The sequence below is a fragment of the Marinococcus sp. LNSP9103-4 genome, assembly GCF_056034345.1.
Window position 1 is genome coordinate 73,347 of sequence record NZ_JBQLIA010000004.1, and the last position, 20,154, is coordinate 93,500.

The 20,154-nt window shown below is 49.8% G+C and carries 15 protein-coding genes and 1 pseudogene; 12 read left to right on the top strand and 4 right to left on the bottom strand.

Going from position 1 to position 20,154, the window contains the following annotated elements; all coding sequences use genetic code 11:
* Positions 1 to 62 precede the first annotated feature (62 nt).
* On the bottom strand, positions 63 to 830 hold the full coding sequence (locus ACTRXG_RS04175; protein ID WP_474284118.1) for an SDR family NAD(P)-dependent oxidoreductase: 768 nt from the start codon (positions 828 to 830) through the stop codon (positions 63 to 65).
* A 305-nt stretch (positions 831 to 1,135) separates the two neighbouring features.
* Here ACTRXG_RS04175 and ACTRXG_RS04180 point away from each other — a divergent pair.
* The 12 genes and pseudogenes from ACTRXG_RS04180 to ACTRXG_RS04235 all read left to right on the top strand — a co-directional run bounded on the left by ACTRXG_RS04180 (position 1,136) and on the right by ACTRXG_RS04235 (position 16,978).
* Positions 1,136 to 2,527 (top strand): annotated as a pseudogene (locus ACTRXG_RS04180) (NCS1 family transporter).
* A gap of 89 nt (positions 2,528 to 2,616) precedes the next feature.
* On the top strand, positions 2,617 to 3,195 hold the full coding sequence (locus tag ACTRXG_RS04185; RefSeq protein ID WP_474284119.1) for a transglutaminase-like domain-containing protein: 579 nt from the start codon (positions 2,617 to 2,619) through the stop codon (positions 3,193 to 3,195).
* A 217-nt stretch (positions 3,196 to 3,412) separates the two neighbouring features.
* Complete coding sequence (locus ACTRXG_RS04190) at positions 3,413 to 4,822, top strand: cytochrome ubiquinol oxidase subunit I (RefSeq protein WP_474284120.1); 1,410 nt, start codon at positions 3,413 to 3,415, stop codon at positions 4,820 to 4,822.
* On the top strand, positions 4,809 to 5,819 hold the full coding sequence (gene cydB, locus ACTRXG_RS04195) for a cytochrome d ubiquinol oxidase subunit II (protein WP_474261531.1): 1,011 nt from the start codon (positions 4,809 to 4,811) through the stop codon (positions 5,817 to 5,819). The genes ACTRXG_RS04190 and cydB overlap by 14 nt, the downstream gene beginning before the upstream one ends.
* The gene (cydD, locus tag ACTRXG_RS04200) at positions 5,819 to 7,534 is read left to right on the top strand and encodes a thiol reductant ABC exporter subunit CydD (protein ID WP_474284121.1); all 1,716 of its coding nucleotides are present in this window, start codon (positions 5,819 to 5,821) and stop codon (positions 7,532 to 7,534) included. Before cydB ends, cydD begins: the two co-directional genes overlap by 1 nt.
* Positions 7,531 to 9,279, top strand: a complete 1,749-nt coding sequence (cydC, locus tag ACTRXG_RS04205) for a thiol reductant ABC exporter subunit CydC (protein WP_474284122.1) — start codon at positions 7,531 to 7,533, stop codon at positions 9,277 to 9,279. The genes cydD and cydC overlap by 4 nt, the downstream gene beginning before the upstream one ends.
* Positions 9,280 to 9,429: 150 nt before the next feature.
* Positions 9,430 to 10,707 carry a PrsW family glutamic-type intramembrane protease gene (locus tag ACTRXG_RS04210; protein ID WP_474261528.1) on the top strand — a complete coding sequence of 426 codons (1,278 nt, stop codon included), beginning with the start codon at positions 9,430 to 9,432 and terminating at the stop codon, positions 10,705 to 10,707.
* A 15-nt stretch (positions 10,708 to 10,722) separates the two neighbouring features.
* A complete protein-coding gene (gene nei / locus ACTRXG_RS04215) occupies positions 10,723 to 11,544 on the top strand; it encodes an endonuclease VIII (protein ID WP_474284123.1) in 822 nt (273 codons plus the stop codon).
* A 98-nt stretch (positions 11,545 to 11,642) separates the two neighbouring features.
* Entirely contained in the window at positions 11,643 to 13,244 is a 1,602-nt protein-coding gene (dcuS, locus tag ACTRXG_RS04220) for a DcuS/MalK family sensor histidine kinase (RefSeq protein ID WP_474284124.1), read from the top strand.
* A 1-nt stretch (position 13,245) separates the two neighbouring features.
* Positions 13,246 to 13,956, top strand: a complete 711-nt coding sequence (locus tag ACTRXG_RS04225) for a response regulator (protein WP_474280782.1) — start codon at positions 13,246 to 13,248, stop codon at positions 13,954 to 13,956.
* Positions 13,957 to 14,092: 136 nt separating this feature from the next.
* Entirely contained in the window at positions 14,093 to 15,799 is a 1,707-nt protein-coding gene (locus tag ACTRXG_RS04230; RefSeq protein ID WP_474284125.1) for an SLC13 family permease, read from the top strand.
* 12 nt (positions 15,800 to 15,811) lie between these two features.
* Positions 15,812 to 16,978: a mandelate racemase/muconate lactonizing enzyme family protein gene (locus ACTRXG_RS04235; protein WP_474284126.1), complete on the top strand. Its 1,167-nt coding sequence runs from the start codon at positions 15,812 to 15,814 to the stop codon at positions 16,976 to 16,978.
* A gap of 44 nt (positions 16,979 to 17,022) precedes the next feature.
* Here ACTRXG_RS04235 and ACTRXG_RS04240 read toward each other — a convergent pair whose 3' ends face one another.
* Genes ACTRXG_RS04240 through ACTRXG_RS04250 form a run of 3 tightly spaced genes read right to left on the bottom strand, consistent with a single transcriptional unit; the run spans position 17,023 to position 20,141 of the window.
* Positions 17,023 to 18,171 (bottom strand): thiolase family protein, encoded by a 1,149-nt coding sequence (locus ACTRXG_RS04240; RefSeq protein ID WP_474284127.1) that lies wholly within the window; start codon positions 18,169 to 18,171, stop codon positions 17,023 to 17,025.
* On the bottom strand, positions 18,171 to 19,580 hold the full coding sequence (locus ACTRXG_RS04245; protein WP_474284128.1) for an AMP-binding protein: 1,410 nt from the start codon (positions 19,578 to 19,580) through the stop codon (positions 18,171 to 18,173). The genes ACTRXG_RS04240 and ACTRXG_RS04245 overlap by 1 nt, the downstream gene beginning before the upstream one ends.
* A 24-nt stretch (positions 19,581 to 19,604) precedes the next feature.
* On the bottom strand, positions 19,605 to 20,141 hold the full coding sequence (locus ACTRXG_RS04250) for a biotin transporter BioY (RefSeq protein ID WP_474284129.1): 537 nt from the start codon (positions 20,139 to 20,141) through the stop codon (positions 19,605 to 19,607).
* Positions 20,142 to 20,154: the final 13 nt, after the last annotated feature.

Here is a 20,154-nt window from a genome sequence, read left to right on the forward strand (position 1 = left end):
TTGATTGTATCATGATTGAGAGCGAACGCGCATGAAAGAGGAAACTAGTAGAGTGTAACAAATTAATCGGCCTGCATGCCTCCGTCAACGTTATACAATGACCCGGTAACGAAGGATGCCCTGTCGGAAGCAAGAAAAAGTACGACTTCTGCTACTTCCTTTGGCGTGCCAAAGCGTTCGGCGGGTATTCCTTGACGAATTGCAGCCGCCGCCTGTTCCGGGTCATCCGGCGAAAGATTTTGTTGAATGCTGGTGAGCATCTGCGTGTCGATAGCTGCTGGTGCCACAGCATTCACCCGGATATTTGCCGAAGCTGCTTCCAGAGCGGCGGTTTTTGTCAAACCGGCTACAGCATGTTTGGAGGCAATATACCCGGCCATGCCTGCTGATCCGATATAGGCGGCATTGGAAGCAGTGTTAATGATCACGCCATATTGCTGTTTTTCCATGTGACGTATCATATGCTTCAGCCCAAGGAAAATACCGGTCGTGTTTATATTCATGATCAAGTCAAATTGGTCCTTCTCCAGGTCTTTAATTGGTGCAACCGGACCGTTAATGCCTGCATTATTAAAGAAAATGTCTATTTTCCCGAATGTCTCTGCTGCCTGCCTGACATAGTTTTCGACGTCCTCTTCCTTTGTTACATCGGCCTGGATAACAGTGACTGTTTTTTCTCCGCTCGTTAAATCGTTTTTAGCATTTTTTAAAGCTTCTTCGTTCACATCCACGAGAACGACATCCGCTCCATTATCGAGAAACAGCTGAGCTGTCTCTTTGCCAATACCACCGGCGCCGCCTGTAATTAAAGCTGTTTTACCCTCTAGCATCGAAAACCTCCTAATAGTATCAAAGTACGTTCGGTAATGAAGTAAGAAGATATACCTGCATTATAATGAAAACGTTTCCAAAAATCAAAACAAATGACTGAATTTTTACAATGTAAGAAAATATACATTTCAAATGGAATAAATCCGCTGTTTTTAGCAATAATGCACAGAGAAAATAATAAATTTGTGTGATGATAAACAATGATCCGGTGCATATTTCTCCGATAAAATATAATTAATCATTAAACGAATAAATGAATACATTAAACATGAAATGTTCGTTTTTTATTTAGGAGGAAAATATCATGCAGGCACGGCAGAATCTGGGACCAATTACTAGTGAGAAAGAAAGAATCCTTGGGCCGAAGGCTTATGTGGCGATGTGGTGGGGGGATACCATCATGATCGGTACATTCATGCTCGGTTCGAGCCTGATTCCGCCGTTTGGTGACCTAAACCTTTACCAGGCGGGCGCGGCACTGCTTCTCGCAAATATTATGGCCGCTCTGTTGTTTTCATTAAATGGATATGTAGGATGGAAGCACGGTATTCCGATGGTTGTTCAGCTTCGTTCGTCCTTTGGACCGATCGGCTCTAGAATCCCCGCTCTCTTACGGAGTATTCCGGCTTTGTTCTGGTTCGGGATACAGACATGACTCGGGGCGCAGGCTTTGAATCAGATTGCCTCGAGCTTTATAGGCTTTGAAAATGTATGGGTGTGGTTTTTTGGCTTTCAGGCCCTGCAGATTTTTCTTTCGGCTAAAGGTATTGAATCCATCAAATGGGTGGAAATTATCGGTTCTGTCATCATAATGGGCGGTATCATCTACTTAATTTTCCTGTTTTTAACGACGTTTGGATTTGAGGTGCAGGCAGCCGCGAATGTGGACGGCTCCTGGGGCATTCCGCTCTGGCTTGCAATGACCGTATTGGTGGGACAGTTTGCAGCCCTTCTGATTAACGTGTCGGACTACACAAGATACGTCCCGAAAAAGACAAAGACATCCACCTATATTAACGCTCATCTGGTTGGTATGGTGCCGCCGAGCATTCTGCTTCCATTTATCGGCATGCTCGGAGCGGCTGCGGTTGGAATTTGGAACCCGATTGATGTTATTTCCGAATATATTCCTTCAACCGTGGCAAGCATTATCGTACTGGTTTTTATTGCGATAGCCCAGGTGACGACGAACTTGATGGCTAACATTATGCCGCCGGCGCTAGTAGCAATGGACCTTTTTAAAATTTCCTGGGCGAAGTCATGCATCATTATTGGTATACTCGCTACGTTCACATGCCCGTGGTGGCTGATGAATGCTGCATATTTTACAACCTTCATTGCCATTGTTTCCGCCTTTTTGGGGCCGGTATTCGGTGTAATGATTGCAGACTTCTTTTTCGTGCATAAACGGAATTATAACGTAGCAGCGCTGTACGAACAAAGCAAGCTGTTCCAGGCTTTTAAAGGATGGAATCCCGCAGCTATTATATCCATTGTTGTTGGTACTGCCGTTTCCTTTATTAATATTGACGGCTCATGGTTTATCGGCGGCCTGCCGGCACTGCTTCTTTATACTGTATTAATGAAATACTGGATTGCAGGGCACGAACCTTATGTCCAGGAGGGCATGAATCAAAGCTTCATTGAAGAAGAGACAATGAACGAAAAACCGGAGCCCCAGTGGATAAAGCAATAATAAGAAGAGGTAAAGAACAGGCAGCTGCCTGTTCTTTTTGTATTTAAATTCTTTATTTAGTATAATTATACATAAAGGAGGGCAGGGCGATGGTGCAACTTATAGAATTTTTACAGGAAACCTATGACATCGATTACGCGGCGGAATTGTTTTTTCCGGAAATGAATGAAAAAGAAAAGATAGAAGCTGCCTACTTATTTGTGCGTGATAAAGTCAGCCATTCGTGGGATATTCAGGGTAAAACAGTTACCCGGAGAGCCTCGGAGGTGCTGAAATACCGCGAGGGGATCTGCTGGTCCAAGTCTCATCTGCTGGCGGCGCTTCTCCGCTCGGAAGGGATACCATGCGGATTCTGCTACCAGCGGCTAACTCTCTTCGAAGAATCGTCAGACGGCTACTGCATTCATGCTTTAAATGCCGTCTATCTTCACGAAGAAGACAGATGGGTGCGGCTGGACGCAAGGGGCAATAAACCCGGCATTGACGCACAATTTTTTACCGATAAAGAACAGCTGGCCTTTAATGTGGAGGAGGCAAAGGACGAGCAGGACTACCCGGGAATACACGCGGAACCGCCGGCAGAGCTTCTGAGTGTCCTGGACCGTCACGAGGACCCGGTGTATATGTATCGGTACGCGCTTCCGGAGTCGCTTGTTAAAGCTCCTTAATCATTTTTGGCATATGACATAATAAAATTCAAAATCGTTCCGGGAGGATAAGACCTGGAACGATTTTAATATCTGCCATACTTTTGCCACAATATGTTAATAGCTTTGTCATAAATAGTATGTGATTTTTATCACGTTCAGGAGCATAATAATATCGAGTCATGTGAATAATTTCACTTGAATTTGTGAAATAGTGAACAGGGGAGGGGTTTCTACAGTGGATGAGTTGATTTTAGCCAGAATTCAATTCGGATCGACGACGATTTTTCATTTTTTCTTTGTGCCTTTATCGATCGGCCTTGTTTTTATGGTGGCAATTATGCAGACATTATATTATTTCCGCGGTAAAGAAGTGTATTTAAAAATGACGAAGTTCTGGGGCCATCTTTTTTTAATTAATTTTGCAATCGGGGTGGTGACTGGTATCATTCAGGAATTTCAGTTTGGTATGAACTGGTCGGAATATTCCCGTTTTGTAGGCGATGTGTTCGGGGCGCCACTAGCAGTAGAGGCTCTGCTTGCCTTCTTTATGGAATCGACCTTTATCGGGCTGTGGATTTTTGGATGGAATCGTCTGCCAAAAGGCATTCACCTGATGTGTATCTGGCTGGTGGCGCTTGGAACGATTCTTTCAGCCATGTGGATTCTCGCAGCCAATGCTTTTATGCAGGAGCCGGTCGGTTATATTTTGCAGAACGGCCGGGCGGAAATGAATGATTTCTTTGCTCTTCTTTCCAATCCTCAGTTTTTAGTGGAATTTCCGCACGTTATATTCGGTGCTTTTGCGACAGGAGCGTTTGTTATAGGCGGCGCAAGTGCTTATAAAATGCTGAAGGGAGAAGAGGTTTCCCTGTTTAGGAAATCATTTGCCCTGGCGATGGCGCTTGGTCTGATCGGTGGTATGGGAACAGCATTCAGCGGCCATGTGCAGGCGCAGCATTTGATGGAGTCACAGCCGATGAAAATGGCAGCCAGTGAAGCTCTCTGGGAGGACAGTGAAGACCCGGCCGGGTGGAACCTGTTTGCCTGGATGGATGTCGAAGCGCAGGAAAATAAAGCACAGCTGGAGCTTCCGTATCTGCTCAGTTATCTTGCCTATGAAGAATTTGAGGGCTCAGTGCCAGGAATGAAGACACTTCAGGCGGAATACGAAGAAGAGTATGGCCCGGGAAACTACATCCCGCCGGTAAACGCAACCTTTTGGAGTTTCCGGATTATGGTTGGTGCTGGAATGGTTATGATTGCAGCTTCAATGCTCGGTCTGTGGTTTTTATTCCGGAAAACGCTTCTTGAACGCCGCTGGTACTTAAAGCTGATGATGGCACTTATTGCCTTCCCGTTTATAGCAAACACCGCCGGATGGATCATGACAGAAATTGGCCGGCAGCCGTGGACCGTTTTTGGTTTGATGACGACTGCTGCTTCGGTCTCTCCAAATGTTTCAGTAGGATCGCTTTTATTTTCCATCATTACATTTACTACAATTTACCTGCTGCTTGGCCTTGTGATGGTTTATTTATACATTAAAGAAATTAAAAAAGGCACTGAGCATGACCCGGAGGATGAAGATCAGGAGCCGGCGATAGATCCATTTGACAAGGAGGCATATGAACATGGAGCTCAGTGAATTTTGGTTTTTGCTGGTGGCTGTTTTGTTTGTTGGATTTTTCTTCCTGGAAGGATTTGATTTCGGCGTCGGCATGGGCACGAGGGTATTGGCCAAAAACGACCAGGAGCGCCGGGTGCTGATCAACACCATCGGCCCGTTCTGGGACGCCAACGAAGTATGGCTGATCACGGCCGGAGGAGCGGTGTTCGCTGCGTTTCCTCACTGGTACGCTACTATGTTCAGCGGCTACTACATCCCATTTGTATTCGTCCTGCTCGCTCTGATTATCCGGGGCGTGGCGTTTGAGTTCCGGGGAAAGGGCCGTCACATGTACTGGAAAAAAACGTGGGACTGGAGCATTTTTCTTGGAAGCCTTATGCCGCCGTTTTTGTTTGGCGTGTTGTTTACGAGTATGCTCAAGGGCATGCCAATTGATGAAACGATGACAATGAGGGCGGGGTTTACCGATTTTGTCAATATATACTCGGTGGCCGGCGGCCTCACGCTCGTAATTTTATGCTACTTGCACGGTATGATGTTTTTGACGTTGAAAACAGTCGGAGAAGTACAGGAGCGGGCGCGTAAACATGCTCGGAGATCCGCAGCGGCTGTTTTCTCTGCGCTGATTGTTTTCGTGGTGCTGTCTGTTTTTAATACTGATATGTATGTGGTTAAAGGCGGATGGGTGGCAGCCATTACCGTTGCTGCTGTAGTAAGCTATGCCGCTGCATTTCTTTTCTCCCTGCGGGGAAGAGACGGCTGGGCGTTTATCTTTTCAGGTTTCGGGATAGCTTCTGTTATCGCTTCGGTTTTTGTGGCTATGTTTCCAAGAGTTATGGTGAGCTCTCTTTCATCATTAAATGACTTAACAGTATACAGTGCTTCCTCAGGGGATTACTCCCTGCGGGTCATGTCGATCGTAGCCATTACGCTTCTGCCGTTTGTGCTCGGCTATCAAATATGGAGTTATTATGTGTTCCGGAAACGGGTCACTGGAAAGGATCTGACCTACTAATGGGAAAAGACTTACTGGCTTACCGGGGCGCAAAGGCCTGCTTCAGCTGGATGACTGTACTGACGCTCATTCAGGCAGGCATGATTGTGATGCAGGCGTACTGGCTCGCCCGGGCTATTGTGCCGTTATTTGAACAACAGGGCGTGTCGTCTGCGTTAGCGCCTGCTGCCTGGTTTACAGCTGCACTGGTTTTACGCTATCTTCTGCAGTCCTGGAAAGAGGCTCTGGCTGCTTCCTATGCCAGCAGGTTGACGGGGGAGAAACGCGATGCGCTCTTTCAAAAAATCGGCCGGCTCGGCCCGGACAATACTGTCCGGGGCACGGGAGGCACAGTAACAACTTTTGTGGAAGGAATGAGTCAGTTTCAGCGCTATGTTGAGCTGTCGCTTGTGAAAATCCCCGGTGTGCTTATTATTCCGGTCGTCACTGGAGTGGTGGTATTAAGCCAGGACATACGTTCCGGGGTGGTTTTATTTACCGCCTTTCCTATTCTAATTGTATTTATGATTCTTCTTGGAGTGGCGGCGAAAGCAAAAGCGAACAAGCAATGGCATTCCTACCAGATGTTATCCAACCATTTTATCGACTCCGTGCGGGGACTGAAAACACTGGTGTACCTAGGGAGGGCACGCGGCCATGAAAATAATATCCGTAAGGTGAGCGAGCAGTATCGGAAAGCGACGATAAGCACACTGAAGGTAGCATTTTTTAGCTCGTTTGCCCTCGATTTTATTGCAATGCTTTCAGTAGCGGTAGTAGCCGTTTTTCTTGGTTTGAACTTGATTGAAGGGCAGGGGGAGCTGCTCCCGGCACTATTTGTTCTTATTATGGCCCCGGAATTTTTCATGCCGGTACGTGAACTGGGGAGTGATTTCCACGCCACGCTTGACGGGAAGGAAGCTGGGGCTGCTGCCGAAAAATGGCTGGCGGAAAAAGAGAAGAACCACGAGCCTGAGCTTCAGCACGAGTGGAAAGAGCAGAGCCGGTTAATGCTGAAAAACGTTTCTGTGACTCATGCCGGAAGCGAAGCGAATGCACTTAACGAGGTTTCCGCAGTTTTAGGTGGGTTCGAAAAAATCATGATTGCCGGAGACAGCGGTTCAGGTAAATCTACGCTCATTCATCTGCTGGCCGGGTTTCTGCCGGCTTCAAACGGGGCGATGATCATAGACGGAGAGTGGCGCACCCATTTACAGCAGGAAGGATGGCGGCAGCAGATTGCTTACATTCCGCAGCACCCGCATATTTTTGCAGGCACCATTGAAGAAAACATCCGAATGAATAAGCCGGGGGCCTCAAAAAAAGAAGTGAATGACGCAGCTGGGCAGGCAGGCCTTGGTGAATGGATAAAAAGCCTTCCGAAGAAAGAAATGACAGCTGTAGGCGGAGGAGGCCGCGGTATCAGCGGCGGGCAGGCGCAGCGTATAGCGATCGCACGCGCGTTTTTAAGCGGTCGGCCGATTCTGCTGATGGATGAACCCACCGAGCATTTGGACATAGAAACGGAATATGATATCAAACAGCGGTTAAAACAGCTGTTTGAAGGTAAGCTAGTCATTATGGCGACACACCGGATGCACTGGTTAAATGATGTCGATCGGGTAATTTTTCTGGAAGAGACCCGATTAGCTGGAGACGGGAGCCCGGAGGGTCTGATGAGAAACAGCGCGGCTTTTCAGGAATGGATTCGGATGCAGAGGAGAGAAGCAGAATGAAGGGGCAATGGATACTGCCTTACGTAAAAAAATATAAGCGGGGTATCGCCTGGACAGCCTTTTTTGGGCTTCTTGCCTCTGTATCAGCCGTGGCTCTGCTGTTTGTTTCAGGCTTTTTGTTAACAAAGTCGGCCACACAGCCTGAAAATATTCTAATGGTATACATTCCGATTGTTGCTGTCAGGGCTTTCGGAGTCAGCCGGGCCGTCTTTCGTTACGCAGAAAGGCTGGCAGCACATCAGGCAGTACTAAAGATTTTATCTGATATGAGAGTTCGATTATACAGAGGGCTGCTCCCGGTGGTGGAAAAAGGGTCCCATCTGCTTCATGCTGGAGATATGCTCGGGCTTCTGGCTGAGGACATCGAGCGCCTGCAGGATATTTACATTAAAACCGTCATGCCAGCAGTAAGCGCGCTCGCTCTGTATCTGCTGTCAGCGCTTTGGTTTGGGTTTTTTTCCTGGGAAATGGCCGCTTTGGCAGCTGTATATACGCTCATCTATATGACTGTGATTCCGTATTGGTCCTACAGACGCACAGCCTCATTTGTGCAGGAGTGGAAGCCAAAACGGGCAGGGCTGTATAAAGAAACATCAGAGGCAGTTTTCGGTATAGGAGAATGGCTGTTGAGCGGTCGTTTCATGGAGCTTGCCGGACGTTTTCGCCAGGCGGACGAGGCCATGCGTTCAGTGGAGTGGAAATACAGCCGGTTTATTCGCACCCGGGGGATACTTTTACAGACAGTGACAGCGGTGCTTGTGCTCATTGTTTTGGTGTGGGCCGGATCCGGGGCGGAAGAGGGATCGCTTGCTCCAACGCTCGTGGCGGCATTTGTATTATTTATTTTTCCGCTCACAGAAACGCTGATCCCAATTTCTGATGCGGTGGGCGAGCTGCCGAGTTACACGCATTCGACAGAACGCCTGAGCAGGCTCGAAGCGGAAGAGAATCTGCAGGAGCCGCAGTCGTGGAAGCCGGAACACGAAAAAAAGCATATTTTCTTTGATGATGTTTCTTTTCATTATGAAGCTTCTCAGCCCGTCTTGACACATTTGCAGGCAGAATGGAGACCTGGCTGCGGGGTAGCTCTTTTAGGGCCAAGCGGGTCCGGGAAATCAACAATGCTAAACCTGCTTCGGGGCGTGTGCTTGCCTTTTCACGGAGAGGTAGTTGTGGAAGGGCGGCCGGCTTCTGCCTGGGGCGAGAGAATTACGGAAAAGATTGCTGTATTGAACCAATCTCCGTATTTATTTTCGACTACGGTAGAGAATAACATACGGCTTGGCCGCCCGGACGCATCAATGGAAGAAGTAAAGCAGGCGGCAAGACAGGCGCAGATTTATGACGCTGTAAACTCGCTTCCGGAAGGATTCCATACGAATATGCAGGAAGCGGGCGCTCGTTTTTCCGGCGGCCAGCGCCAGCGCATAGCACTGGCGCGGGTGCTTCTGCAGGATACACCAATAGTCGTTTTGGACGAGCCTGCGGTCGGGCTTGATCCCCGGACAGAGCAAGCATTAATGAACGACGTGCTGCAGGCATTAGAGGGTAAGACGGTAATTTGGATTACTCACCATTTAAGCGGACTGGAGCAGGTAGATGAAATCTGCTTTCTGGATCAGGGGCGGATTACAATGCGCGGTACTCACGAAGATTTAATGCATACAAGCCCACGGTATCAGAGGCTCTATGAGCTTGACCGTCCGGCAGCAGTTCGTTACGAAAAAGAAAAGACAATAAAATAACCGAAGAGCCAGTCCTGTAGAGAAACAGGCTGGTTTTTTGTATTCCAATCTGCAGGACTCGGGTGTTATGTTCTTTATGGATAGCTTATGATTCATGGCTTTCGGGTAAAATGAGAGTGATTGGAGAAAGTCAGGCAGGAGGGAAGGTCTATGGATTACTGGTACTACACACAGCATGACGAAGAGCACGGACCGCTGTCGAGTGTGCAGATGCGGGCGCTAATTGATGAAAAACAAATCGGTGCCAAAACCCTGGTGTGGTCAGAAGCCACCGGCGGGCGATGGCTTCCACTCAGTCGTACGGTCCTCGTTGAAGCACTGGTGGAGGATGAAGAACATCCGGGAGATCAGGCGAGAAGCGCTTTTATCCGGGCTTCGACCCGGATTAATCAATATGTCGGAGAAGAAGGCTCTGCAGATTTTCATCTAAAAAATTTGTTCTCCAACGTGTTTAAGCGGCATACAAGGGATGAAGCAGAGCTGGTGTTTATTTCCGGTACCCCTCTGACAACACCCAATGAGAAGGAGATTCCACTTTCGTGGCCAAAGCCGTGGCTGTTTTCGCGTGTACTTCTGGTGCTTGTGATCACATATTTGATTCTATATGGATGCACGCTGTTTTTCGGCAATGTTTTGACAATTCCCGGCATGATCGCCATCGGTTCATTTGCTGCACCGTTTGCGCTCGTTGTGTTTTTTTATGAACTGAATGCGCCGAGAAACATCAGTATGCTTCGTTTGCTGCAGATGTTTTTCGTGGGCGGGGTAGCGTCGATTTTTGTCACGCTGATTTTGTATTCCTTTATCCCCATCGGTGAAATTGGGTTTTTCAGCGCTATCGTCATCGGTGTGGTCGAAGAAGTGGGAAAGCTGATTATCATCGCATACTTAATAAAGAAAACGCAGGTAAAGTATATTCTGAATGGGCTCGTAATCGGTGCTGCTGTCGGGGCAGGCTTCGCTGCCTTTGAATCCGCCGGCTATGCACTTAATTTCGGCCTGCAGTACGGCACCGGCGTAATGATCGACGTTATTTTCGAACGCGGCTGGCTGTCGATTGGAGGGCATGTTGTATGGGGTGCCATCATCGGCGCTGCCCTACTGCTCGTGAAGCGGGACGAGCCGCTGCAGAGAAAGCATGTGGCGGACCGGCAGTTTTTAAAAATCTTTATTATTCCGGTGCTGCTGCACGCAGTATGGGATATGCCTATTACGTTGTTCCCTGACAGCCGTTTTGTGCAGCTGATTTTGATCGCTGTAGCCTGGTATTTGATTTTGACGATGATCCAGGCAGGTCTTCGCCAGATAGCAGCTTTGCATACGAATGGAAAAAAGCCGGAACAGGCCGTCGAAGACGGGCTGGAAACCGAAACGATCTCCCGGGGACAGACGATGTCACGAATGGGCCGAAAAGATAAAAAAGAATAAGGAGCGAACAGCGATATGCCTGAAGGACCAGAGATACGGCGGGAAGCGGATAAAGTGGAAAAAGCCCTTCGAAAAGGGCCAGTTATCGAAGTGTACACGGCGTTTGAACGATTAAAGACTTACGAAAATCTGCTTTCAGGATCAGAGGTCAACGAGGTGGCGACAAAAGGAAAAGCAATGCTCATTCACTTGAGCAGCGGCTATACCATTTATTCCCACAATCAGCTGTACGGAAAATGGTATGTTAAAAGCAGCTACACGTACCCAAAAACAAACCGCAAGCTCCGTCTGGCCCTGCATAATGAAAAGCAGTCCGCACTGTTATACAGCGCTTCGGATGTGGAAATTATGCCAACAGAAGAAATCCGGGATCACCCGTTTGTCTCGAAGGTCGGACCAGATCCGCTCAGCGAGAAAGTAACATCGGATATGATTGTGGATCGCACCATGGATAAAAAGTTTCGGAACCGGCGCCTGACGTCACTTTTACTTGATCAGCATTTTATCGGGGGCATTGGTAATTACCTGCGCAGCGAAATACTGTTTGCGGCTGGTGTCTATCCGGATCAGCGGCCCGCCGATTTAAGTGACAGCCAGGTCCGGAAGGTGGCGGAAGAGCTGCTGGTATTAATGGACCGGTCCTATAAACATAAAGGAATAACAACTGATGATTCCGTCGTTGAGCGGGCAAAGGCAGAAGGAAAAACTTACAGCGGGTACCGGCACTGGGTGTTCAACCGCGGCGGACAGCCATGCCGGGTGGACGGTACGGAAATTATCCGTTTCACTGCCGGTTCAAGGCGCTGCTATTACTGCCCGACCTGCCAGCAAAAATAAACGAAAAGACTGCCATTACCTTCATTTGAAAAAACGAACTGCTCCCTGCATAATAAACATGTTACTAAACATAAGTATTTGCAGCAGTGATGGGGGATATGGTGGGGGATAAGCGAACAAAACCGTTAAAGCTTGTAACATGGATTACCTTGTTGATTTCTGCAGTGATGCTGATTGCGCTTTGCATTACCGGAATCATCGTTGCCGTAGATACTGCTGACGACGTCCGGGACCAGCAGGCAGAAAAAGCATTGAACATTGCCGAGGCTGTCAGCCGTTCGCCGGAAGCAGCTGAAGCGCTGCAGGCCGGCGAACAGGGAGGAAGCCTGCAGGAATATACAAAGGAAGTTCAGGAAGCAACAAATATGGAATATGTGGTCGTCATGGATATGAACAGCGTGCGTTATACGCACCAGCGCGAGGACCGGATCGGGGAGCAATTCGCCGGTGGAGACGAGACGGAGGCTTTAAACGGGAGAACGTACGTATCGACGGCTGAGGGAACGCTGGGCGTTTCCATGCGGGCATTTGTACCGGTGATGGACGGGGGCGAACAGATTGGTGTCACCTCCGTGGGCATTCTGACTGATAGTATTCAGGAAGATATCTGGGCAGACCAGCAGACGCTGGTTCTCGGAAGCGGTATTGGTCTGGCAGCCGGTGTCATTGGCGCTTTCTGGCTGGCACGCCGGATCAAAAAAACAATGCACGGACTCGAGCCGCTTGAAATATCGCAGGTGCTTGAGCAGCGGGAGGCGATTATGTCCTCGGTGCGGGAGGGTGTACTTGCTGTCGACAGCAGCGGCACGGTGATTCTGGCCAACGATGCGGCCAGGGAGCTGTTCACGGAAGCCGGCGCCGAAGAAGACCCGATGGGAAAAGATATATCCCATTTCTTTGCCGACTCCCTCCTGAAAAGGGTACTGCAGACTAAAGAGCAGGAGCTTGACCAGGTCCAGCAGCTGAAAGACGTAGAAATTATTGTGAGCTGCATGCCGGTGGTTTCGGATGAGACCCTGCTTGGAGCGGTGGCTACTTTCCGCAACAAAGATGAACTGACACGACTCGTCGAGCAGCTGTCCGGGGCCAGAACCTATGCAGAGACGCTCAGGGCCCAGTCCCATGAGTTTATGAACAAGCTTCACGTCATTTCGGCCATGATCCAGACAGAGTCGTATGAAGAGCTCGACGACTATGTGATGAGCATTTCAAGCAACTACCGCCAGGAGGTCGGATGGGTGACCGCGTATGTAAAGGATCCGGTGCTTGCCGGGTATTTAATGAATAAAATATCCAACCTGCAGGAAAACGGCATCGAAGTGGAGCTGTCGGGAAGCGGGATGTGGCCAGCGATGGCTGATCCTGAATGGACCGACCATATGATCACGATTATCGGCAATCTGATCGACAATGCCCGTGACGCGATGAAGCATACGCCGTCCCCTCATTTGTTTATGCATATTTACGAAGAGAACAGCTGTCTTGGTTTTCAAATCGAGGATAACGGACGGGGAATGGACGAGAAGACCCAGGCAGAACTGTTTAAACGGGGGTACTCGACAAAAGGTGAAGGTCGGGGCTTTGGCATGTACAATACGAAGCGTTCCCTCGATACGCTGGAAGCAGAAGTGTTTATCGATTCCCAACCGGGAGAAGGGACAGCCTTTGATGTACAGATACCAATAGAGAGGGAGAACTGAAATGAGAGTATTAATGGTCGAAGATGACCCGATGGTAGCTAAATTTAACCGCATGTATGTCGAACGGGTTCCGGGGTTTGACGTAGCGGGGCATGCGGAAAACCTTTCGAAAGCAAAAGAGATGCTTCGTGCAGAAGCGATTGATATTGTGCTTTTGGACGTGTATTTAAATAAAGAAAACGGTCTTGATCTTTTGGAGGAGCTGCGAAAAGAACAAATCCCGGTGGATGTGATTGCAATTACGTCGGCCAATGATACCTCGTCCCTGCAGCGGGCTAAGCGGCTTGGCTGTACAGATTACTTGATTAAACCGTTTCACTTTGAGCGCTTCCGGGAAGCGTTAATCAATGTAAAGGAATGGCAGAAAGCATCGGGAACGACAAAGGAATGGGGACAGGAGGATGTGGATCAGCTGTTTTTAGCCAATAAGGGTACGCAGGAGGAGCCCGAGCTGCCCAAGGGTCTGACGACAGAAACCTTCCGGATTGTCGGCGAAGAAATTCTGCAGCATGCCGGCAGTACCTTTACGACGCAGGGACTCGCAGAAAGTACGGGCATATCGAGAGTGTCCGTGCGGAAGTATCTCGCTTTTCTGGAGGGAGAAGGGGTGCTTAAAATAACGATGAACTATGCAGGAAGCGGCAGGCCGCTGCAGCAGTACACGATGCCTCCGGAACAGGTGGAAATACTTAAAGACTGGATGGAAAAGTAAGGAAAAAGGCTGACAGTTTTGGTTATTTTGTTTACAAAAGTATGTGCTTACTTACAAAATGTATACAAAGAATCAAAACTTTATTATATTAGTTAGCAAGCGCTTTCAATAATCTGAAAAGTAAGAGGTGAGAAGGATGAAGAATACGGTTGTTTCCGGTTGGAAATCATTATGGCATTCCCACCGGCAGACGAAAAAATTGCTGAATGTTTTTCAGACGGACCGGTCACCAACGCGTCACAAGGAAGAAGAAATACAGGATCCTTCTACCGCTGGCCGTAACAAAAACCGCGACGGCGATGACGGAGGAGGAAATGACGGAGGAGACAGCGGAGGGCAGGACCCTTCCTACAAACGTCCACAGCTCGTTGGACTTATTTTAGGGCCATTATTATTTCTCATTACAATGCTATTTCTGGATCCTTCGGGGCTCAGCTATGAAGGAAAAGCAGTACTTGCCACCACACTTTGGATTGCCACCTGGTGGATTACAGAAGCGATCCCGATTCCGGCAACCTCGCTTTTGCCGATTGTCCTTCTGCCGATTACCGGAGCGCTCGACGGGGACACTGTCGTTTCTGCTTACGGTAACGATATTATCTTCTTGTTCTTAGGTGGTTTCTTTATTGCCTATGCAATGGAAAAATGGAACCTACATAAGAGAATCGCGCTGTTTATCATCGCGGTGATTGGTACAAGCACCAATCGGATTATTCTCGGTTTTATGGTAGCGACAGGCTTTTTATCAATGTGGGTGTCCAATACAGCATCAACCATGATGATGCTTCCAATTGCGCTTGCGATTACGTACCAGGTGTCGGAAGCCCTCAAAGGAGAACAGGATTCCGAAAAAGAAGTGAAAAAATTCGAAAAAGCGCTTATTTTCGGTGTTGGTTACGCCGGAACGGTTGGCGGACTCGGTACACTGATCGGGACACCGCCGCTCAGTATTCTGGCCGCGCAGTCGGAAGAGCTGTTTGGCCAGCAGATTTCCTTTGCACAGTGGATTATGTTCGGCGCACCGATCGTAGCTGTCTTCTTATTGATGGTCTGGTTCTACCTGACACGCTTTGTCTATAATATCGGCTTTTCGACCATTCCGGGCGGCCGTGACATGATTCAGGCGGAAAGAACGAAGCTCGGAGGAATGAAATACGAAGAAAAAATTGTCATGGCAGTATTCGTATTTGCCGCTGTCATGTGGATTACACGTTCCTTTTTCTGGCAGGAAATCGTTGGAGTAACCGGCCTCAGTGACGGCGGTATTGCCATGATCGCTACGGTGCTTTTATTTTTAGTGCCTGCCACGAAAAAACAGGAGGACCCGCGGGTGCTAGTCTGGAAAGACTCCAGAGAAATACCATGGGGCATTCTGCTGTTGTTCGGAGGCGGTCTTGCGATTGCTGCCGGCTTTAGTAACACCGACCTTGCCGAGTGGATCGGTAACAGCTTAACTATCCTTGAAGGGGTAAACATCATTCTCGTTATCCTTGTATCTGCCACGCTCGTGTTGTTCCTGACAGAGATCACGTCCAACACAGCGACAGGCACGATGATTATTCCACTGGTTGCTTCCCTTGCGATTGCGATTCAGGTGCACCCGTTTGCGCTGATGGTTCCGTGTGCGATGGCTGCTAACTGTGCGTTTATGCTGCCGGTTGGTACACCGCCAAACGCCATCATTTTCGGGAGTGGAAAGATACGGATTATCGACATGGTGAAAAACGGTTTCTTCCTGAATATATTTGCGATAATACTAATTACAGCCCTAGTCTATCTTGTTCTTCCGACCCTTTGGGGAATTGACTTGACGACTGTTCCGGAAGCTTTTCTCAATAACTAAGGAGGATCTGCCGTGAAAATTGTGCAGGTAGAAGAGCAGGCGGTGCCGATCAAATCGGATATCCGTAACGCGTTTATTGATTTCAGTAAAATGAATGTCTCTGTTATCGCAATCAAAACCGACGTAATAAAGAACGGGAAACCGGTCATCGGTTATGGGTTTAACTCCAACGGGCGGTATGCTCCGAGCGGACTGTTGCGCGAGCGGTTTATTCCCCGTCTGCTGGAAGCCTCTGAGCAGGATATTGCGAGCGATGACGGGACAAACCTGGACCCCTTTAAAATTTGGAATGTATTGATGACCGGCGAAAAGCCCGGCGGCCACGGAGAGCGTTCTGTTGCTGTCGGGGTCATCGATATGGCGGTATGGGATGCGGTGGCAAAAATTGAGGAAAAGCCGCTGTATCAGCTCCTTGCGGAGAGGTATAGAAGTGCAGGAGCAGACAGCAGTGTATTTGTATATGCTGCCGGCGGCTATTATCAGCCTGGCAAAGGGCTCGATGCTCTTCAGCGGGAGATGCGTACGTACTTGGACTCCGGCTATTCGGTGGTGAAGATGAAAATAGGAGGATCATCGATTGAGGAGGACATTAAGCGCATTGAAGCAGTCATTGAGGTGACTGGCGACCCGGGAAAGCTTGCGGTGGATGCGAACGGACGCTTTGATCTGGATGAAGCGATTGCCTATGCTAAAGCGCTCGAACCATACGGACTGTTCTGGTACGAGGAAGCGGGCGATCCGCTTGATTACGCTCTTCAAAACACGTTGAGCCGCTACTATTCTCATCCGATGGCCACTGGCGAAAATCTGTTTTCCATGCAGGATGCACGAAATTTAATCAGCTACGGCGGTATGCGGCCGGACCGGGACTACCTGCAGTTTGACTGTGCCCTCAGCTACGGTCTGGTGGAATATATGCGCACGCTCGATATGTTGGAATCAAACGGCTGGTCGTCGAGAAGGTGCATTCCGCATGGCGGTCATCAAATGTCACTCAATATTGCAGCCGGACTCGGTCTTGGCGGTAACGAATCCTATCCTGGCGTTTTTGAGCCATTCGGCGGATTTGCCGATGACTATCCCGTGGAAAATGGTTATGTGCAGCTGCCTGAGATTCCCGGTATCGGCTTTGAAGCAAAAAACAATCTTTATACGCTGCTGCGCTCTGTGCTGCAGTAAAAGAAAGCCTGCATTCATCCTTTGATGAGTGCAGGCTATTTCTTTTATAAGAGTCGGTAGAGACTGGCGAGCCCAAGCCCGCCTCCGATCCCGATCATGGCTACGCCGAGCGGCAGGCCGCCATTTTGCATCAGCCGCATCAGCCGCGCAATGAGAATTGCGCCCGAAGCGCCGTACGGATGACCCTGGGCGATGGCACCTCCGGCTATATTCAGCCGTTCAGGCGGAATGCCAAGCTGAAAGGCGGAGGCAAGCACCTGGGAGGCAAATGCTTCATTGCATTCCCATACGGAAACGTCCCGTACAGACAAACGGTTTCGCTCAAGCAGCCGGCGTGCAGCAGGCACCGGGCCAACGCCTGGCATAGTGGGATCAACGCCAACTGCGGCGGCATCGATCATTTCAAGTGCAGGCTCAAGTCCGTGCCGCCCGCAGGAGGAGCGACTCGCCATCAGCGTGAGTGCCGCCCCGTCACTGATCCGGGAGGAGTTGGCAGCAGTGACCGTGCCATGTTCCCGGAAAACAGAGGGGGCCCGGCGGATGATCCTGGACATTTTATCTGGAGAACGAAGCTCAGCGTCTGCCTGGATGGTGCTCACTGGAATGATTTCCCGGGAAATGCCCGGTTTTGCTGCTTCCTCCCACGAAAGCCTGTAGCTTCGTTCGGCAAAGGCGTCCTGATCTGCACGGGAAATGGTGTAGGCCTCAGCTACCGTTTCCGCGGCTTCTCCCATATCAGGATCTCCGATAAACTTTGGAGAAAAGCGGGCTCTTTCCTGCGTGGAGGAGACCGGGTAGGCTTCCGAGGCGAAAAAGGAGCGCTTCGGGGCCCGGCTTGTGCTTTCCACCCCGCCGGCAAGAACGGTGTCCGCGGCGCCGGCCTGCAGGTGCCGGAATCCCTGATGCACAGCTTCAAGGCCGGAACCGCACTGGCGGTCCACTGTTACGCCGGGAACAGACATATCATATCCGGCTTCAAGCAGACTGAGCCGGGCAAGGTTACCGCCCGGACCAACTGCATTTCCTATAAAAACTTCGTCAGCCGGGACCCGGTCATTTATCCCGTGATGGAGTTGGAAATGCTTATACAGAGGCGCCGTCAGCTGTTCCGGCTCCAATTGGGAAAACGCCCCGTTCACATGATGTACGGGGCTCCGTTTGGCATCAATAATATAGACAGGCTCAGTCATCATTACCGTTCTCCTTTAAATGAAGCTTCGTAATACTTCTGTACCTGCGACCGGTCGATTTTGCCGCTGCCAAGCACCGGAAGACGGTCTATATGCCGGAATGCAGGTATTTTATAAGCGGGCAGCTGCTTCCGGCAGTGAGCCCGCAGTTTGCCGGGAGCAGCCCTTCCGGTATACAGCGCAGCAATCTTTTCTCCCTGAAAGGCATCATGCGCGCCAAAAACGACTGCCCGGTCAACATTCGGGTGACTCATGAGCACCTGTTCAATTTCTTCGGCATAAATATTGCGTCCGCGGCTGACGATCTTGCCGCCCCGGCGGCCGGTAATATAAAGTAAGCCTTCCTCATCGACGCAGCCAATATCTCCGGTGGCAACCGAACGGGGGGAATGAAAAGACGCATCTCCGGCATAGCCACTGAATAAAAACGGGCTTGTTATGACTAATTCTCCGGAGTCCCGGGAAACTGTAACTTCGACCATAGGAAACAGGCGGCCGGTGCAGGAAGAGCTGACCTGTTCTGCGCGATGGTTTAAGGCACTGATAAAGCTGGTTTCCGCACTGCCGTAGAATTCATACAGCGCAGCCGATGGAAATCGAACGAATGCTTTTTGATTATCGGCAGGGAACCATTTTTCTCCTCCTGTAATGATCAGTCTGACCGAGGGAGAAGGGAGAAAGGAGTGGCTGAGAAGCCAGCGGAGCGTGGTGGGTACAGCGTACAATACTGTAATCTGCTGTTCGTCCACCATCCGGTCAAACGCCCGGGGTGAGTGTCGTGCGGGCAGCACCACGGTGTGGCCGTGTTCGAGCATACGGACGGCACCGTACAAAAAGAGAGAGTGGGACAGCTTTCCGGTAATCAGTACGCGTTCGTTGTCCTGAAACGGGAAAAGCTGCTCGTCCGCCTCAAAGCTTTTCAGCCAGGAACGATGGCTTCGCAGACATACTTTTGGGCTCCCCGAGGACCCTGACGTGCAGGCACCATAAAACAAATCGTTCTCTTCACAGAGCGCAGCGGGCGCAGACGGATACGCCTCAGTGCCGGTAACCTCTGCAAGCGTTAATGAGGGGACCGGCAGCCCGGCTGATTCAGTATCTGTGATAAAAAGGCTGGGCCTGGAAGAGGAAAGAAGAGAAGCTTTCGGTTCGCTTTCGAGCGCTTCATCCACTGGCACAGCAATCCCGCCTCCAGACACGACCGCAAAAAACATATACAGCTGCTCCAAAGGATCCTGAAGTGCAAAAGCAATCTGCTTTTGAAAAAATGGGCCGTAAGCAGCGTGCAGCTGCCTCCGCCGGCGGTTAATGGCTTCGTGCAGCTCCCGCCAGCTGATGGAACGTTCCGAGTATGAGAGCGCCGTTTCGGCAGGGTTAGAATCAGCGTGCCGGGTGATAGCCTGGCCGATCATTTTAAGTCCTCCCCCCTCTCGGTACTAAAGCCTGATTTTGTGCTGCTTGTTCAGTCTGACTGCCACAAAGCCGGCAACAACTGCTTTAAAAATATCTCCCGGCAGAAAAGCGATTGCCTGAATGGCGGCAGTGGTCCACGGTATGTTTATTAAAAACGATAAGTAGGTAACCCCGCCGGCATAAATGACGAGAATGCCGCCGACGATATTGGCAAACAAATACTTTGAAAACGACGGTTTTTTGAAGGATTGGGCGATCCAGCCAATGATAAATGCCCCGATCGGCCAGCTCAGAATGTAGCCGCCGCCTGGGCCGAACAATACGCCGGCACCGCCGCGTCCGCCGGCGAGCAGGGGCAGTCCTATCATCACGAGTACGACAAACAGCAGTATGCTGAGCCCGCCGTATCTCGCACCGAGCAGAGAGCCTGCAAGCATGACACCGAGTGTCTGCAGGGTGATTGGCACCGGACTGAATGGAAGCGGAATTGGCGGCACAATGCCTAAAGCTGCGATAATTGCTGCAAATAAAGCCGTATAAATAATTTTTTGTATACGCATCTATGTTCACCTC

Coding starts and splice junctions, on each gene's coding strand:
- ACTRXG_RS04175 (WP_474284118.1), bottom strand. CDS start 830: ATGCTAGAGGGTAAAACAGCTTTAATTACAGGCGGCGCCGGTGGTATT.
- ACTRXG_RS04185 (WP_474284119.1), top strand. CDS start 2,617: ATGGTGCAACTTATAGAATTTTTACAGGAAACCTATGACATCGATTAC.
- cydB (WP_474261531.1), top strand. CDS start 4,809: ATGGAGCTCAGTGAATTTTGGTTTTTGCTGGTGGCTGTTTTGTTTGTT.
- cydD (WP_474284121.1), top strand. CDS start 5,819: ATGGGAAAAGACTTACTGGCTTACCGGGGCGCAAAGGCCTGCTTCAGC.
- cydC (WP_474284122.1), top strand. CDS start 7,531: ATGAAGGGGCAATGGATACTGCCTTACGTAAAAAAATATAAGCGGGGT.
- ACTRXG_RS04210 (WP_474261528.1), top strand. CDS start 9,430: ATGGATTACTGGTACTACACACAGCATGACGAAGAGCACGGACCGCTG.
- nei (WP_474284123.1), top strand. CDS start 10,723: ATGCCTGAAGGACCAGAGATACGGCGGGAAGCGGATAAAGTGGAAAAA.
- dcuS (WP_474284124.1), top strand. CDS start 11,643: ATGGTGGGGGATAAGCGAACAAAACCGTTAAAGCTTGTAACATGGATT.
- ACTRXG_RS04225 (WP_474280782.1), top strand. CDS start 13,246: ATGAGAGTATTAATGGTCGAAGATGACCCGATGGTAGCTAAATTTAAC.
- ACTRXG_RS04230 (WP_474284125.1), top strand. CDS start 14,093: ATGAAGAATACGGTTGTTTCCGGTTGGAAATCATTATGGCATTCCCAC.
- ACTRXG_RS04240 (WP_474284127.1), bottom strand. CDS start 18,171: ATGATGACTGAGCCTGTCTATATTATTGATGCCAAACGGAGCCCCGTA.
- ACTRXG_RS04245 (WP_474284128.1), bottom strand. CDS start 19,580: ATGATCGGCCAGGCTATCACCCGGCACGCTGATTCTAACCCTGCCGAA.
- ACTRXG_RS04250 (WP_474284129.1), bottom strand. CDS start 20,141: ATGCGTATACAAAAAATTATTTATACGGCTTTATTTGCAGCAATTATC.